This window comes from Shewanella sp., assembly GCF_051658185.1.
In the GTDB taxonomy this organism is placed as follows: domain Bacteria; phylum Pseudomonadota; class Gammaproteobacteria; order Enterobacterales; family Shewanellaceae; genus Shewanella.
In genome coordinates, this window is record NZ_JBOFMC010000246.1 from 1 (window position 1) to 17,867 (window position 17,867).

At 45.1% G+C, this 17,867-nt stretch carries 14 protein-coding genes; 7 read left to right on the forward strand and 7 right to left on the reverse strand.

Translation table 11 applies throughout. The features are described from left to right. Positions 1-395: 395 nt before the first annotated feature. The 3 genes from ACRCZA_RS09625 to ACRCZA_RS09635 all read right to left on the reverse strand — a co-directional run bounded on the left by ACRCZA_RS09625 (position 396) and on the right by ACRCZA_RS09635 (position 3,094). On the reverse strand, positions 396-935 hold the full coding sequence (locus ACRCZA_RS09625; protein WP_438674227.1) for a YfaZ family outer membrane protein: 540 nt from the start codon (positions 933-935) through the stop codon (positions 396-398). Positions 936-1,171: 236 nt separating this feature from the next. Then, entirely contained in the window at positions 1,172-1,675 is a 504-nt protein-coding gene (locus ACRCZA_RS09630) for a GNAT family N-acetyltransferase (protein ID WP_438674228.1), read from the reverse strand. A 48-nt stretch (positions 1,676-1,723) separates the two neighbouring features. Continuing rightward, positions 1,724-3,094: a magnesium transporter gene (locus ACRCZA_RS09635; RefSeq protein ID WP_438674229.1), complete on the reverse strand. Its 1,371-nt coding sequence runs from the start codon at positions 3,092-3,094 to the stop codon at positions 1,724-1,726. Positions 3,095-3,241: 147 nt separating this feature from the next. On the opposite strand from ACRCZA_RS09635, the gene ACRCZA_RS09640 reads away from it, so the two are divergent. Further along, positions 3,242-3,742 (forward strand): glutathione peroxidase, encoded by a 501-nt coding sequence (locus ACRCZA_RS09640; RefSeq protein ID WP_438674230.1) that lies wholly within the window; start codon positions 3,242-3,244, stop codon positions 3,740-3,742. A 1,170-nt stretch (positions 3,743-4,912) separates the two neighbouring features. Here the strand turns inward: ACRCZA_RS09640 and ACRCZA_RS09645 are convergent. The 4 genes from ACRCZA_RS09645 to ACRCZA_RS09660 form a co-directional block, all read right to left on the reverse strand. Then, the gene (locus ACRCZA_RS09645; RefSeq protein WP_438674231.1) at positions 4,913-5,881 is read right to left on the reverse strand and encodes a PstS family phosphate ABC transporter substrate-binding protein; all 969 of its coding nucleotides are present in this window, start codon (positions 5,879-5,881) and stop codon (positions 4,913-4,915) included. Between the two features lie 215 nt (positions 5,882-6,096). After that, positions 6,097-7,404 carry a phosphate regulon sensor histidine kinase PhoR gene (phoR, locus tag ACRCZA_RS09650; protein WP_438674232.1) on the reverse strand — a complete coding sequence of 436 codons (1,308 nt, stop codon included), beginning with the start codon at positions 7,402-7,404 and terminating at the stop codon, positions 6,097-6,099. A gap of 81 nt (positions 7,405-7,485) precedes the next feature. After that, positions 7,486-8,175: a phosphate regulon transcriptional regulator PhoB gene (gene phoB, locus ACRCZA_RS09655; protein WP_438674233.1), complete on the reverse strand. Its 690-nt coding sequence runs from the start codon at positions 8,173-8,175 to the stop codon at positions 7,486-7,488. A 186-nt stretch (positions 8,176-8,361) separates the two neighbouring features. After that, positions 8,362-9,330 (reverse strand): porin, encoded by a 969-nt coding sequence (locus ACRCZA_RS09660; RefSeq protein ID WP_438674234.1) that lies wholly within the window; start codon positions 9,328-9,330, stop codon positions 8,362-8,364. A 290-nt stretch (positions 9,331-9,620) separates the two neighbouring features. Between ACRCZA_RS09660 and rdgC the strand changes: the two genes are divergently transcribed. The 6 genes from rdgC to ACRCZA_RS09690 all read left to right on the forward strand — a co-directional run bounded on the left by rdgC (position 9,621) and on the right by ACRCZA_RS09690 (position 17,620). Then, positions 9,621-10,535 (forward strand): recombination-associated protein RdgC, encoded by a 915-nt coding sequence (gene rdgC / locus ACRCZA_RS09665; RefSeq protein ID WP_438674235.1) that lies wholly within the window; start codon positions 9,621-9,623, stop codon positions 10,533-10,535. Between the two features lie 395 nt (positions 10,536-10,930). Continuing rightward, positions 10,931-13,114: a tetratricopeptide repeat protein gene (locus ACRCZA_RS09670; RefSeq protein ID WP_438674236.1), complete on the forward strand. Its 2,184-nt coding sequence runs from the start codon at positions 10,931-10,933 to the stop codon at positions 13,112-13,114. 150 nt (positions 13,115-13,264) lie between these two features. Continuing rightward, the gene (locus ACRCZA_RS09675; protein ID WP_438674237.1) at positions 13,265-14,821 is read left to right on the forward strand and encodes a diguanylate cyclase; all 1,557 of its coding nucleotides are present in this window, start codon (positions 13,265-13,267) and stop codon (positions 14,819-14,821) included. A 71-nt stretch (positions 14,822-14,892) separates the two neighbouring features. After that, on the forward strand, positions 14,893-16,248 hold the full coding sequence (gene ppnN / locus ACRCZA_RS09680) for a nucleotide 5'-monophosphate nucleosidase PpnN (RefSeq protein WP_438674238.1): 1,356 nt from the start codon (positions 14,893-14,895) through the stop codon (positions 16,246-16,248). Positions 16,249-16,275: 27 nt separating this feature from the next. Then, complete coding sequence (gene xni, locus ACRCZA_RS09685; RefSeq protein WP_438674239.1) at positions 16,276-17,049, forward strand: flap endonuclease Xni; 774 nt, start codon at positions 16,276-16,278, stop codon at positions 17,047-17,049. Between the two features lie 142 nt (positions 17,050-17,191). Continuing rightward, entirely contained in the window at positions 17,192-17,620 is a 429-nt protein-coding gene (locus ACRCZA_RS09690; protein ID WP_438674240.1) for a DUF3192 domain-containing protein, read from the forward strand. Positions 17,621-17,867: the final 247 nt, after the last annotated feature.

Genomic DNA, 17,867 nt, shown 5'->3' on the forward strand with positions numbered 1-17,867 from the left:
CAAATCAGAGCAAATCATCCGAGCAAGTTGGATTATGTCCAACTTGCTTGTTAGCCCGCCATCCCATTAACGCCAGGTGATATTAGTCACCTCTTATTTAGACATTCATGTCGTTATTTAACCGTTCTTTTTAATGTCGCGGTATAGTCATTTTTTAATCACGTTAAAGAAGGCGTAATATTCATTCAAGCTGCGGCAAAAATAGGTCGTGTAAACATGGTGAAATAAAAGCAAGCTATTTAAAAACCTGAGAGATTTAAAACATAAGCAACGTCAACTCATGACAACGTAAAACCACGACCACTTGAAAATCACTCTCAAAGTGCCAATAAAAAGCCGGCTACGCTTTCGTGTGCCGGCAATGCTACTTAATATGGCTGAGTTAACGCTCTGGCTTAAAAACGAAATTGACCACCAAAATAAACGCCATCTTCAAAGGTAAAATCTCGAGCATTGTCGTATTCAAAAACGATTTTACGGTATCCAATATGTAATGCCATATTAGGTGTTAAACGATATTGCACTTTAGAATCAAGTTCATAGTGCCCATCAACATGGCTAAACGCTAACACTGAAGGTGCATAATAGGCAGAGGCATGCAATGAAATACTCGGCCCCATTGATAGCGCATAACGGCCTCCAACAGAAATCGCACTGCCATTTTGAGCATAATCCGACCATAACTGGTCCATTTTCGCTCCGACCTCAAAATGGTGCGCCCCCACATCATGGCTCATATGGATTGCCCCCTGAGCAATATGGCCAGCTTCATCGGCATAGATATAACCTAATACCGCGTTAGTATCTTTACTTAACGGTACTTCTAATGCGGTAGAGACCACATCATTGTTTACCCCAAAATGCACTTGCGTTGCATTAACTTGCAGCGCAAATGTACTCAATAAAAACACGCTGGCTACTCTAAACCGAGTCATAAAAATACCTCTAATGACAATAAATAAAAATGCTGCATGATACCCAATGATAATCACAAATTCGCATCCATTTTAACTAACGGCTCATCCCCACTAATGCTGCTCGTATTGAACGCCGATATTTAGAGCACTTATTATTCACCCTGATTTTAAAGCGCTCATTTTATCAGCACGATAAAAGCGACCATAAATTAGCCACCCGCAATCCCGCGACAAGGCACACGGCAAAATATTCATTACGCCACAGGAATACGTTCCCCCACTAAAGCTGACATACTGTCAGCGATATTAACCTCATCTGCTAGAGGAAAATAATACCAACCGACAACATTGCCAGTGCCACGAATACTGAGATAATTCCCCCAAAATTGAAAACCAATCTTAAGCAAATTCGCGCGGCTCGAGGCGTTTTCAAGGCGTACCGTGGCAAATAACAGCGTAATCCCTAGAGATTTAGCAACGTCTATCCGCTTTAAGGTTAAGGCGCGACCAATGCCAAGGCGACGATACTGTGGTGAGACCACTAGGTAACCTAATTCGCCAATCGGTCCCTCCCCAGCTTTAATGGCCGCACAGCCAACAATTTCACCCGCAGCATTTTTAGCAAGCACCACTGCCCTTGAATCAAAAAATACAGAGTGATTTAAGGGATGTGCATTGTCATCACGGCTGTCAATTAATTGAGCCGCAAGCACTAATTCCTCGTGAGTTACAGATTGTACATATTGAAAATCGGTCATAATATTAAACTAACTAAATGATGTATAAATAATTGTGGTTCGCTTTTATTAAAAATAGAGTACCGTTGCCATCCCCAGGAACGTAAAAAAGCCGACCACATCTGTCACTGTGGTTAATATCACTGAACCTGATAACGCCGCATCCTGATTGAATTTTTGCAGCACCATAGGTACTAACACTCCGGCGATGGCAGCAACTGCCATATTTATCAAAATCGCGCAACCAATCACAATACCAATGGTGCTATCGTTAAACCACCAAGCAGCCACCAAGCCAATCACCAATGCCCACAAAGTGCCGTTGACAATGCCGATCCCGAGTTCATTTTTCATTAACGAAAACAAGTTACCTGCAGAAATCTGCCCCATCGCCATACCGCGGATCATCAGCGTTAACGACTGACTTCCGGCAATCCCTCCCATAGAGGCCACGATCGGCATTAATACTGCTAAGGCCACGACTTGAGACAGCACATTTTCAAATAAACCAATGGTCGCCGAAGCTAAAAAGGCCGTAAGTAAATTAATCCCCAGCCACACCGCTCTGCGCTGCGCCCCTTTGAGAATAGGCGCAAATAAGTCATCTGACTCATCCATACCCGCAGTTGCCATCAACTGTGCTTCGTAATGTTCGCGCACTAACGCCGTCGCCGTTCGTAGTGTGACACGCCCAATGAGCTCACCAACCCCATTGAGCACGGGCAACTCCACTTCACGACTGTGCTCTATCGCTTCGGCAGCTTCAAGTAAAGATGCATCGGCTAACAGCGCTCGGCTATCCTCAGATAACAGGGTAATCAGTAATTCATCAGGATCATGCTTGAAAATATCGTAACGGCTGACGGTACCGATATATTTTTCTTCGTCATCCACAATAAACACATTGTCGTTACAATCGAGCTCTATGCGACGAAAAAACCGCTTTGCTTGCGCAACCGTCGCCTTATCCCCCAGCACAAGCATTTGATGATCAGTATATCGACCAATCTCATTTTCAGAATATTGATCATAAAGCGCGAAGCGTTGCCGCTGCCGTTCCCCCATCAAGGCTAACGCTCGATCGGTAAAACTCTCCGGCAGATAATCGCTCCATTCAATCAAATCTTCTGGGCTTAATTGCGCAAATAACGAGTCAACCTCGTTATCGGGCATCTGGCGCAAAATCCCCATACGCGGATCGGCCCGCATTAAGCTCAGGACATTCACCCGCTCACTGGGCTCAACCTGCTGCCAACGCTCGTAACGCTCATCTAAAGGCAATGACTCGAGTGCAAGCGCAATCGTTCCAGGCTCCGCCTCATTTAAAATTTCACTAAACACCTCAGCCTGTTCTTCACCTTCAACTTCAGTGAGTTGCTGAACAACTTGCCCAACATCGGCTTGGGTATTTGTGTCGTATTCGGCTTCATGTTCAATCACACTTGGGCCCTTATATTGCACATAAACTTGCGTAAGTGTATTGATACTTAAGCAAATTAGCAAACAATGACAACAAAATTGCACACAACTTTATTGCCATAAATATAAAATCCCCCTATGCTGACACTCTAGCCTAAGGAGATAAACATGACCGCTATTTATCAGTTCAGCGCCAAAGATATAACCAATCAGTTAATCTCGTTTGAGCAATATAGAGGTCAAGTTCTATTGATAGTCAACACGGCGAGTGAATGTGGATTTACTCCACAATACAAAGGATTAGAGGCAATTTATCGTCAATATAAAGCGCAAGGCTTTGCGGTATTAGGGTTTCCATGTAATCAATTCGGTGGCCAAGAAACGGCCGATGAACAACACATTCAACACTTCTGTGAACTGAATTTTGGCGTCACCTTTCCGCTATTTGCTAAAATTGATGTCAATGGCGAACACGCGCATCCTCTGTACCAATACCTCAAAAAAGCCGCACCTGGGCTCCTAGGATCGGAGGGAATTAAATGGAATTTTACAAAATTCCTCATTAATCGCCAAGGCGAGGTGGTTGAGCGCTTTTCTCCAACCACTAAACCTGAAGCGATTAGCCATAAAATAAACGCCCTATTAGCACAAACCAAAGCATCCTATTGAAATATAAATGATTATAAAAATACTTTATTTTTTATTTTTATGGGAACTTAAGCCGCACTGCTTACTCAAAGTATATGAACAGGGATTTTCATGTTCATCATTCTCCCAGGGGCTTCTAGCGCAGCCCCCTTGGCCTAGCAGTAGGCCTGTAGGCAACCACTTGGTTGCCTTTTTTTATACCCAAATCTCCCTCACTAACCAAACCAGAGTTATCCTCATGAAAGTCTGACATAGGTAGGCGAGCACAGCCTAATGACGGCATGCAGTGTACTCTCGTTACTAGATGAAATGACGACACCATGGATGCCATGTGAGTGTGTGAGTGTAACGCACTGGCCACAACCATGCTCAGCCTTAAGAGCATCTGTAACACCCAATGACAGAGTTTATCCATCACCATTTTTAACAATTAAATCAAAAGGTTGTACTAAATACATGCTTGATATCAATCAAGTTCCTATAACGTGCCAGAATATGTTTTTAAATTTTTCGAATTTTTTTATGCCAATAAATGAACTTTTTTAAGTAGGGAGACTCTGAATAACTGTAAAGATTGACAAATTGGATTACATGCACTTGATAGTCATTAAACCGCTTTCGTGAGTCATTAAACAGATTTAGCGCAATATATAAATCCGTTAACTCCGCCGTTTTACTGACTATTTGATACGACTTATGTTTCATCGCATAGCATCACGTTGGTTAATCGTTCATCATCCTCCCTTTGGGGAAACAATAGAATACACGCTAGCGCACCGCATTCTTTTGTCTCCCATCTTGATTTTTTTAGGCAACCTAGGGTTGCCTTTTTTTTTAGCCTAAACACCTTTATTCGCTTAATTTGTTAGCTCAAGCAAGGAGAATGTGTAGCAATCAGATTTGTCGAGTTGCAGCAAGCAGAAAAATATTTTCACTTTTTTTAAAGGTTGATTGAACTAATTCAGATCCGCTCAGTCTGATGATATGAACCGGATTTTTGCAATGAATTTCTTCGTTCATCATCATTCTCCTTTAGATGGTTTCTAGCGCGACCATCCCAAGATTCCGAATTGGAATTTATAGCAACCTACTTAGGTTGCTTTTTTTATGCCCCACATAACCTCATATTCTGATAAAAATGCCCAATAAAAAAGGATCTCCGTAGAGATCCTTTGTTTAATGCAGCTCGATTTATAAGCGAATACCCAATTGCTCTAAATCTTTTGCCACAACGCTTTTTGGCAAGGTCACATAACCGTCTTTTTCTACCACTTGCTGACCTTGTTTAGACAGCACATAACGGATAAATTCTTTTTCCATCGGCGCTAAGTCTTTGTTTGGTTGTTTGTTCACGTAGACATATAAGTAACGTGATAGTGGGTAAGTACCGTTCGCGGCATTTTCAGCCGTCGCTTCGATGAACTCGTTACCTTTTTTAGCAATCGGCACTGCTTTTACGCCCGCCGTTTTATAGCCAATCCCTGAGTAACCGACCGCATTCAACGATTGAGAAACCGATTGCACCACAGAAGCTGAACCAGGTTGTTCGTTCACGTTCGCTTTAAAGTCGCCTTTACACAGGGCTTTCTCTTTAAAATAACCGTAAGTACCTGATACTGAGTTACGACCGTATAACTGAACGTCTTTAGCAGACCAGTTACCATCAAGGCCTAAATCGCCCCAGCGTTGAACGTCAGCGCCACCACATTTGTGGGTAGATGAGAAAATACCATCGATTTGTTCTGCAGTTAAGCCTTTGATTGGATTGTCCTTGTGCACAAAGACGGCCAGAGCATCAATCGCTACACGAATTTCAGTTGGTTTATAACCATAATGTTTTTCAAAGGCTTCAACTTCATTAGGCTTCATCTTACGGCTCATCGGGCCAAATTGTGAAGTGCCTTCAGTCAGCGCTGGTGGCGCAGTAGAAGAACCTGCGGCTTGAATTTGAATATTGACGTTTGGATACATCTGTTTAAATTCTTCAGCCCAGAGGGTCATCATGTTAGCTAAGGTATCAGAACCGACCGATGATAAGTTGCCTGATACGCCACTTGTTTTTTCATAGGTTGGTAAAGAAGGATCGAGCGATGCCATGGCAGTTGCAGAAAATACAGCAGCAGTGAAGGTCATCGCGCCGACAAGCTTGTTCAGTTTCATTATGTGCTCCAGTAGTAAGCTAACTAATTTGTAACTTAAGTTTTTTCAGACGCAGCCAGTATCAATTGCTACAGTGACAATTCTATGTCGGTGATGTGACACTTAGATGACAGTCACCTCTTTTTTAAGTTTTTTACGCCATCTTGGCCACAAAAGCAAAAAAACAGGTCATAACGACCTGTTTTTTCTAAATAACACTATGTTTAGCTGAGTAATTATCCCATTCGCTTTTGCCGTTCAATTAAATGCTGAGGAATCACAAAACTAAAGGTACTGCCTTTGCCAAGTTCACTGCTCACCTTTAATTCACTGTGATGATGATTCAAGGCGTGTTTGACAATGGCGAGTCCAAGACCGCTGCCCCCCGTCTGCCGAGAACGGGCACTATCTACTCGATAAAAGCGCTCCGTCAGCCGTCCTATATGCTGCGGCGCAATGCCTTCACCGGTATCGGTAACACTAAAGCGCCCGCCTCCGGCCACGCTGCGCCATTGCACTGTAATGGTGCCACCGGGCTCGGTATAGCGAATAGCATTTGAAATCAAATTGGAACAGGCACTTCTTAATTGCAACTCACTCCCGTGAGAATGCAATCCCGGCTCACAGTAGAACATTAATTGATAATTTCCTTGAGCCATGGCCTCGGCCTCTTCTTTAAGCACGTCCATTAATTGCGTCATATCCACGGTATTTTCTAAGTTAATATCTGCTGCATCCTCAATGCGCGACAACATTAATAACTGTTCGACCATGGATTGCATCCGCAATGTCTGCTGCTGCATTAACGCTAGCGGCTTGGCATTCATCGAGTCTGGCTCAGCCATACTCTGCATCATCTCAAGATACCCCTGCAGCACAGTGAGCGGGGTTTTTAATTCATGTGACACATTCGCGACAAATTCCTTACGCATGCCTTCAAGTTGGCGGATCCGGGTGATATCGCGAGCGATTAACAATAACTGGCGATCCCCATAGGGCATAATGCGGATCTCAAGCAAACGTTTATCAGAGACGGGGGATGGCAGTTCTAATGGCTCTTTAAACTGCGAATTTTTTATGTACGACGAAAAGTCAGGGTGCCGGATTAAGTTATCGATCCGCTGTCCGTTATCCTGTGGCCAGACAAAACCGAGAATAAGCTGAGCTAACTTATTACACCATAAGATATTATGCTCAGAATCGAGCACGACCGCGGCATCGGGTAAGGCTTCAGCACCCTGACGAAATCGGGCGAGCAACGCCGCCAATTGGCTCACGCGTCGACGATTTTTCCCTTGAAGCCGATAAATCCCATTAAATACCCCCTCCCAGCTGCCAGAGCCTTGGGGAGGCGTTAGTTTCCTATCTCGCCATAACCAAAAATTAAGCCGCGCTAATTGCTGATAGTGCCATATCACCAAACAGAGCAGTGCAATGACCAATACCCAGAGCGGTTGTCCAATCAATAAACCAACGAGCAAACACAAAATCACATACCCGGCTAGCCGAGTAAATAATCGATACCCAGAATAAGAATCAAACATAGATAAATCCATGCCTTGGGAGAAAAAGAGTCGTAGCACACGATAGCCTAAAAGCCATCCTGTGCCTATCTCCCCTCAGCACTAAATACGTGTTGAAAAACGATAACCTGCGCCGCGTACTGTCTGGATTAACCGATCGTGTCCCGACTCTTCTATTGCTTTACGCAAACGACGAATATGCACATCCACGGTTCTATCTTCCACATACACATTCGTGCCCCAGACATTATCAAGCAGCTGTTCGCGACTATACACCCGTTCCGGATGAGTCATAAAAAAGTGCAGTAAGCGGAATTCTGTTGGTCCCATATCGAGGACGATATCCCCTACACTGACCCGGTGGCTCACCGGATCTAATAACAAACCTTGGATATCGATGGGCTCTTCTAAGCGCGTCGGCGCACTGCGGCGTAACACGGCTTTAATTCGAGCCACTAATTCTTTGGGTGAAAAGGGTTTAGTGATGTAATCATCGGCGCCCACTTCGAGCCCTTTGACTTTATCTTCCTCTTCTCCGCGCGCGGTTAACATGATGATTGGGATATTTCGGGTAAATTCATCCTGCTTTACCCGTTTAGCCAACTGAATACCACTGCCGCCAGGAAACATCCAATCCAATAAAATCAGATCGGGATAAGGCTCCTTCAGCAGCGCAATAGCGGAAGCAAAATCTTCGGCCGCGGCAGTGATAAACCCATGTTGTTCCATTACAAAAGTTAGCATCTCGCGAATGGCTAACTCATCTTCTACGATCAATATCCTTGCAGTCATAAGTGATTTTCTGTCAGTGAATGTCAATCGGGCTATTATTAGTCATTTTTATGACAAATTTATGAACAAGCACAGCGCTTAACACATTTTGCCCTGTGTTTTTTGTGAACTATTTTATATAACTATTTGTTTATATCAATAAAAAAGGAGGCCTCAGCCTCCTTAATTAAACCTTAAATACGGTTGTTAGAACTTGTGCTCTAAACCCACACCGATATATGAATCATCATCGGTCGCGGCCTCGAGGGAGCGACTCGTGTAGAATGCAAACAATTTGGTTGGCTTACCTAAGTTATAGTCCGCCCCCAAAGACCAAGAATCACCTAACTCTTCCATATCTTGGAACTGAGCTTTTAAGGTCACAGCGTCGATATCATAGGCCGCACTTAACAGATATCCATTGGCACTGTCTGCCGAGACCGCAACTGGCAAAGAGGTGACTTTATCAATCTTGTAAGTCTGCTCTTGCTGCTGATACATACCCCCTAATTTAATCCCCGCTAACTTGGTATGTACGCTAGCACGCATGATTTCATAGCCTGAGACGTCAGCATCATAGGCAAGCGCGGCATACACTGGCGTTTTCTTGAGCTTAGCATCACCATACATCGCCGCTAAACTAAAGCCATCTTGGGCAAATTGGCTTTTTTCGTCATTACCTTCGGCAACATAAGTCACACCAAAGACAAAATTGCCAAAGGATGGAGTCAAGTAAGTAGCGGTTTGTGCCGCACGTACTTCACCTTTAAATAACTTTCCTAAGTCACCAGAAAGATCGTTAAATTGGTCGACATCACCTTGAGAAATTTTAAGTAAGGTATCGTTACGGCCAACAGAGAACGACCCAAATCCCCCTTTTAAACCCACAAATTGGTTACGTGCCGTGAAGTTATCACTGGATGCGGCACCGGTATCAACTTGATATTCAACCGTATAAAACGCTTCAAGCGAGCTAGACAGCGCAAATTCACCTTTAACCCCAAAACGCGATGCATTACTTTGAATGGCAGTTGTCGCCTCACCTTTCTCATCGTTTGATTGCGCGCTGACATTTAACTTACCGTAAACCGTCAACGGCTCAGCGGCATTAGCAGAGGCAAGTGTTGCAGAAGCGAGGGCTGAAGCTAGTAGCGTTTTACAAAATAGGTTCATCATTTCATCCTTTCGACATTGTTCGTCTTGGTTATTGGTTTGGAACGAGCGAAAGTGTGCAACGATTCTGTTTCAATTTTATTTCAGCCCTGACTCCCCAGAGCCTAAAGCATGATTGAAACCGAACAAACCCACACAAAACCCAGACACTCCAAGGGATGTAGCGATGTTTTAATTAATGTGACAATTTAATGAATTCTGTCTATTGTTCAAAATCAGCTAATCGCGTGGCGGTTTACCGCGGCGCGACTATGCCGTAAACTTCGGCTTTACTTTTCCGATGAGCGCACATTATGTGGTTTAAAAATCTTACTCTTTACCGTTTCAATAAACCTTTTGCCGTCGAAACCGAAGCGCTTGAAACGGCGCTCGCTGACTTCACCTTTTCTCCGTGCTCCAGCCAAGATATCAGTAAATTTGGATTTTCTAATGCACTGGGTAAACAGGGTCACTCCTTGGTCCACAGCGCCAATAATCGCCACCTCATTTGTGTCACTAAAGAGGAGAAAATTCTTCCAGGACAAGTCATCAAAGAAGCGCTTGATGAAAAAGTGACGCAAATAGAAGAAACAGAAAACAGAAAACTGGCTAAAAAAGAAAAAGATGCTCTTAAGGATGAGATCACCACGAGCTTGCTCCCACGGGCATTTTCCCGCCGCAGCCAAACCCGAGCGCTCATTTTGCCTGAGTTAGCGATGATCCTAGTCGATAGCTCAAGTGCCACCAAAGCGGAGGAGTTACTCGCGCTACTGCGCAAGGCGCTAGGCAGCTTACCGGTGATCCCATTGAGCTTTAAAGCACCCGTCGAAAGCCAATTGACCGAATGGCTCAAAAATGGCAGTGCTCCCTTACCCTTTGAGATGCAAGATGAAGCTGAGCTAAAGTCCGAAGCTGATGATGGCGGCATTGTGCGCTTTAAGCAGCAGGATCTGAAAGAAGATGAAGTATTAGCCCACCTCGCAACGGGTAAACAAGTGCACAAATTGGCCCTGAATTTTGGTCAATCCATCGCCCTTCTGCTGCAATCGGATGCCAGCGTTAAGCGCCTGAAATTTTCTGAAGAATTTAGAGCGGGTAACGATGAAGTGGGCACCGATGATCCCATGGCCCGTCTTGATGCAGATTTTGCCTTAATGGGCAGTGAGTTAGTCGCACTGATGCAGGCGTTAGTATCCGCCCTCGGTGGACTAGAAGAAGTGCAAGCCTGATCCCTTCCGCCTTCCTTAATAAGCGCGCCGGCTCACACCCGCGCGCTTTTTTATTCACCGCCAGCGCTGTCTCACTCGTTTTGCTAAATTGATGGTCACTTAAGTTCCTCAAGTTCATCAGCGTTTAAGTTCCTAAGTGCTTTAGTTCCTAAGTGCTTAAGCTCTATGCACTCAAGACCTGCGCACGCGGTTCCTCATCTGTGTCAAACAAAGCCCCGCCTAGGCCACCATCAATAGTACATTTATCAAGCAGATAACGTGTCAATGAGGTTACTCTCTGACTTGCTTCTGTTATGATATTGCCGCTCATTTTACCAATATAATCGATTATGGTTATCACCTAAATCAGTGTAACCCTGTGCCATGATGCATGGAAATACGAGATCATCAACCTAATGCCAACATTCATCAATATTATCTTTATCCTGTTGATATCTATCTCATTTAACACTTTCAGTCGCGATTTGATCACCCAAGAGATTGAACTACGAGAAGCAACACAGCAGTTCTATGACACCTTGAATGCCTCGATTGCCTTTCCCCTCGATTTCGACAACCGTGAACAATTTGAACAGTTAGCCGAGGCCCAAGGATACAGTCCCACCGAATTACAACAACAGCTGCAATTACTCGCTCGGCTTAACCTAGAGCCCGGAGTGAAATCTACCGCAGGCTTTCAACAGGCTGAAAGCCTCATTGCCCTCTTAAGCCGCATCGCGTCAACGCCTAACCAACTGGCCACCGTCGACATGCTACGCGGCCGATACATTGGGCGCATTGAACAAAAATATCAGGAAACGATCACTGTCCTGAATAACGCATTGACGCGCATCAAGGATAAACACGATCTTGAAGCCATGCTGCTCAAACACAACATCCATGACCAATTGGGCACCATTTACCTTATTCTGCGCCAAAATGAACCCGCATTAACGCATTACCATATCTACCGCGATACCGCCTATCAGCTAAAAAACGACTATCTGATGGCGACAGCCGAAGCAAGACTGGGCGCTTACTACAATAGAATTCAACAACATAAAATGTCATTGCAACACTACAGTGAAGCGTTTAAACACTCAAATAGCATCAATTACCCTACAATGGCTACCCATTTACAATTGCAATTAGCCAGGGTATATCGTGATTTAAAACAATGGGATGATGCACTTAAACATGCCCACGAGGCTGCAGCAGGTTTTAAACAATTAGGAAATAACACCTATCTTTCCAACGCTATGACGGTAATTGCCATGGTTTATGGTGAAAAAGGTGACTGGAATCAGGCCATTGACTTTTACCTGAACGCCCAACAATTAGATGCGAAACAAGGCAATTATATTGCCCAAGGCTTAAACTTTCACAACCTCGGCCAAGCCTATTTCAACATTAACGATAAGGCTAACGCCCTAAAATATTTACTCCTCGCTACTGACATTTTTGAAGAAAAACAAAGTAATCACTATTTAGTGTATAACGAGCTATTAATCGCAGACGTGGCAGAGGCAAAGCAAGATTGGCCACTTTTAATAACCCATGCAGAAAGCGCCTTAGCGTTAGCCACCCAGTTAAATATCATCGACGAACAAAAGTCGGCATTAACGCAAATTGCCTTAGCCGCTGAACGCTTAGGCGATAAAAATAAAACCATTGCGACCCAAAAACGCATCATCGAGTTAAGCCAACAAGAAGCGGCGGACAACAGCAGCGCTGCAGCCACAAAATCCGCGCTCGCGGAGCAGCAACTCAAAATGGAACTTAACATGCTCCAGAGCAAACTGGATAATGCCCTTACCACCATGCACAACACAACGAATCGGTTAGTCATCTGCGGCGCGGTTGCCATGCTCCTCATCATCTGTGTCATCATGCTGTTGCGCCAGCGTCAACAATTAACCCGGCACAATACGGCATTGCAGGCATTAAACCAGCAGGAAGCCTTTACGCATCACCTTGGCTACGCGGCCCTATTGTCTCAGCTCAATCAACGAAGCGGCACAGAGTCGACCACAAAAATCCTCGCCCTAGCCCTGATAGAGTTTCCAGAGTGTGTTGACGCCGATAGATATCAAGGACAATACTTCGCCAATACGGTCACAAACCAATTAATCCACCTGCTTAGTGCCAGGTTCAATATGCCGATATTTGTGATCCGCCAAGGAATATTCGCTATCGGCTTGACCGAAACCATAACACCCGCTGACCTAGTGACGGCGATCCGTGAGCAACTGGATCAACAATTTACGGGCAAATCACGCTTCAGTCCCTTCCACCTCGGACTGATAAATGTCCCCTTACTGGCAAAACCCGAGATACGCATCCATCCCCAACTCGTATTTGAAACCGCGCAAATGGCCCTCGCTGGCGCGCGAGGTTTACCCACAGAGACGGATAACTATGTGACCTTAAAAGTGCTCGATTTTGTTTCCCCCAGTTTATTTGCCAACCCATTATTTTTACATATTGAAAAAGCCATCGAACGCGGACTTATCCGCGTAGAAACCAATGGCGATAAAAATGCGATTCAGTGGCCTTGCTGGGAACACAATCACCACAAAGAGTTAGTTGAACATATTTAAACAAAAGCCAAGGTAAACCACATAGATTATCGACAAAGTGATTTGCGCTATATGGCCATTGTTATAACATGACACGCACATGAGTTAATCGCTAATCTGGGCATTGGAACGCCATGCTTTTAGCCTTACAGAGCGAGGAAAAGATTCCTGATGAAGGATCCCAACAAAACCGTTTCAAAGCTGGCGGTATTACAACAAAAACTGCAGTTAGCCACAGTCGCTCTCAATGAAGTCAATGAAGACAGAAATGCCAAGTTGCAAACCTTGCTACAATTTATTGGGCATTTAAGTCTCGCCTGCAAAGGACAGAATCTTGAACTCGATAATAAGCTCGCCAAGTTACGCAATCATCTCACGAGCTTTGAGCGCGTCGATGAATCGTTGCCTGAATTGGTGGATGTAGAACGTCTGCTAAAAAGCCAATATCACCATGTGATGACCCAACTCGAAGACAGCCGTGCCGACCTCACTAAAGTGATCCGTCAGTTGCAAAGCATCATCGCTGTTCCGGATAAACTGGCCAAAGATGTTAACTATTTTAAGCAAGATCTTGCCAAGCCCTTTCATACGGTTTGGGAATACATCCCCAAAGTCAAACAGCTGATTGGTTTTTATGAGACGATCTTACAGTTACAGTGCCAAGAGTCAGAAAAACTAGCGGTATTACCCAAACATCGCCAGTTCGCCCATGAATTGGCGCAACTCATCTCTGAGATCGAATTTCGCAAAGATCAACGTGAACAAGTTATTATTATTAAAGAAGTCTTAGCATCCGATATCGATATCGATGCATTGCTCGAATCCTATCAAACCATTTTATCCCTCTTGCTCGATAACATCGTGCAGGAAAAATCCGCTTCTCAAGAGTTTCTGTTTGCCCTGAATGACACCCTCACCACAGTGCGCGAAGTACTCAGTGAATCGTACAACCAGCATCAACGCAGTTTTCAACTGCAAACTCAGCTTAATCGCGAAATTAATTCTCGCGTCGATAGCGCCGGAGAAATCATAGCCGATGCTGAAAATATGTCAGATCTCAAAGCTAAACTCACTGAAGAACTCAACTCGATTCGTGCGGCACTGAATCGTAAAGAAACCCTTGAACAACGGGAACAAAGCGTTCAGCGCAAATCAATGGAGGCTATGTATAAAGAGCTTAATGAGCTCAACACTGAAGCCAACACCTACAAAGAACGCTTATTCGAACAGCAAAAACTCAATTTACTCGATAGCCTCACCCAGTTGCCTAACCGGGCCGCACTAGAAGAGCGCATGGAGCTAGAATACCGTAATTATCAACGCCATAAGAATGCCCTGTGGGTCGCTGTCGCCGATATTGATCATTTTAAATCGATTAACGATAACTTTGGCCACAGTACAGGGGATAAAGCGCTGCAAGTGATTGCGATGGCGTTAAAAAACTCTTTACGAGGCACCGAATTCGTCGCCCGTTACGGTGGTGAAGAATTTGTTCTGCTTTTACCCGATATTGGCAACGCCGACATTGCTCAACTTTTAAACAGAGTGCGTGAGAAAGTAAAAAATATTCCATTTAAATTTAAAAATCATAGAATTACAGTTACAGTATCCATAGGAGCGGCCAAGGTCATGGAGAATGAACTTATCCATCAGACCTTTGAACGTGCCGATGCCGCGCTCTATAAAGCGAAACACGAAAGCAGAGACAGGGTTGTGATTGACCTATAAGATGATGTGAATGACGTAAACCACGTCAAACGACTCCCCTTATCACTCCTGTCGCGACGAAGGAGTGACCAATGATAGTGAAAATCAGCCCGAAAGGCAGCATGGATCAGCTTTCACAACTGGAGGTGGATCGCTTAAAAAAAAGTGCCAAAAGTGCACTGTATCAACTGTATCGCAACTGCTCGTTAGCGGTGCTCGCAGCTGGCGTCAAAACCGACAACGCTAAAGCCCTGTTTGAACAATACCGCCACTTTGATATCAATGTGCTGCAACGGGAGCGAGGGGTAAAACTCGAGCTCATCAATCCTCCCGAACAAGCTTTTGTCGATGGACAAATCATTACCGGTATTCAAGAACATCTTTTCGCCGTACTTCGAGATATCCTTTACATTAGCGATAGATACGACTCTCTCAAGCACATCAATCTCACCAACGCCAGCCATATCACTAACGTGGTATTTGATATCCTACGTAATGCCCGGGCGATTGCGCCAATGAAAGATCCCAATGTAGTGGTGTGCTGGGGCGGCCACAGCATTAATGCCATCGAATATCAGTATACCCGAGAGGTGGGCTACCAACTTGGCCTGAGGGAATTAGATATTTGTACCGGCTGTGGCCCAGGCGCAATGGAAGGCCCCATGAAGGGGGCGGCTATCGGCCATGCTAAACAACGGATCAAAAATGCCCGGTATATCGGGTTAACTGAACCCAGTATTATCGCCGCCGAGCCGCCAAACCAAATCGTTAACGAACTGGTGATTTTACCCGATATTGAAAAACGCCTAGAAGCCTTTGTCCGCCTAGGTCATGGCATTATCATTTTCCCAGGTGGCGCCGGTACGGCCGAAGAATTACTTTATATTTTGGGGATTTTGCTCAATAAAGAAAATCAGGCAATTCCCTTCCCGCTAGTGCTCACCGGCCCTATCGAAAGCGCCGACTATTTTATGAAAATTGATGAGTTTATCGGTGCCACCTTAGGCAGCGAGGCCCAAAAGAAATACCAAATTATCATCGATAACCCCGCAGAAGTTGCCAGAGTCATGAAGCAATCGATGGAACAGGTCAAAAGTTATCGCCGAGCCACGGGGGATGCCTACCAATATCAATGGGCATTAAAGATTGAGCCTGAATTTCAATTGCCTTTTACACCCAGTCACGAAGTGATGGCGAACCTTAACTTACATTTTCAGAGCAATAAAGCCGAGTTGGCGGCCAATCTGCGTAAGGCATTTTCTGGGATTGTTGCGGGTAATGTTAAATCCGATACCATTAAACAGATCGAACGTTTTGGCCCTTTCCAATTAAAAGGCGACCCACTTTTAATGGAAATGTTAGATAATCTCCTGAGCGCATTTGTGGTCCAACATCGGATGAAACTACCGGGAAGTACTTATATTCCTTGCTATCAAATCGTCAAATAAGGCCCTATTTACCCATGAAACGCTCCTATGAATAAGTTTTTAATTATCGATGGTCTCAATTTGGTTCGCCGCATTTATGCCGCCATCGCCGATGATACCGATCTGACGAGCTTGCATGAACGTGTCGGTGCGGCATGCACTAAATTGCTGCGCATCCACCAACCGACCCACGTTGCCATTGTCTGGGATGGCGATGCCTTATCATGGCGTAAACTGCGTTATCCTGATTACAAAAAAGGGCGTAAGCCTATGCCAACGCCACTGGCGAACGGATTGCCACAACTACAAGCACATTTAGCGGCTATGCACATTGGCTCGATTTATGCCAGCGCCGAGGCCGATGATGTGATAGCAACGCTGGCAGTCAAAACCGTCAAGGCCCAAGGTGAAGCCATTATCGTCTCCACCGATAAAGGGTTTAGCCAACTAAACTTGCCGGGGATCCTGCAATGGGATCATTTTAATCAACAGTTCCTCGATATCACTGCGTTAGAACAAAAGCTTGGGGTAAAGCGCCAGCAACTGCTCGACTTTATCGCACTCGCCGGGGATAGTGGCAACAAAATCCCAGGGATCCCGGGGATTGGGCCAAAATCAGCAGCAGAGTTACTCCACACCTTTAGCAGCCTGACGGTGCTCTTTGCTTCCTTAGATCGCCTCGAGCCCAAACAAGCCCATAAACTCGCCGATGGACGGGATATGGCGCGCCTAAGCTATAAACTGGCGCAACTGCAAACCGATTTACCCCTTAATATCAATTTAAAAGACTTTCGGGTTCAGCCTGCGCCAGCTAGGCCATAAACGCCACATTGCGACCATGCAGGCAACGCCCCCTAAAATGTTAACAATCCGTTGCCATAAAGCCATTTACCTTCACGACACAAGGGCGTATTTTATGGATGAGCTGGGATCAGGCGTAAGACTAGACAAGGAATAGAGTGAGATGAAATCAACAGCATTCGTCATTTTTGGCTGCATCTTTGCCGCCTATGTCGCTTTTGTTGCAGTGGTCGCACTGGTGTATCAGCCCACACCCGATGAGATGAGCTGGGAAGACCGGCAGCTGTTTATCAACCAAACCATAAATCATCTCAGCCTTGGGCAAAATAGAGCGGAGATCACCGCCTTACTCGGCAATGCCGATTTTTCTGAGGCAAAATCAATTAACGAAACCCAATTGCTCGTACTGTTTTATCGTACTCACCATCAACAATCCGATGGTGTCACCACGAAAGACGAATGCACGCCACTGCTTTTTCAGGACGATAAACTCATTGCATGGGGCAATGAAACCTATAAACAGTACCTTGCTGCCGGAGCTGATCTTGTCCGTCACTCGCCCAAAGCGACGGACCCCTCCAGCAAAAACTAATGCCGTTTAGGCGATTCGTTGAGCGGCTACACTATCATCAAGCGCAACATAGCTGTGTTGTCGGTTGCACGATAAGTCGTAACAGGACAGCCCTGTGACTCGTCGGTTCATCCCGATAGGCTCGGCGCAGACAATGCGTACAATGCATACAATGCATACAATGCATACAATGCATACAATGCATACAATGCAGGTAATGCATACAATGCAGGTAATGCAAGCAACCCTGTCGCCAACGCCCACAGTG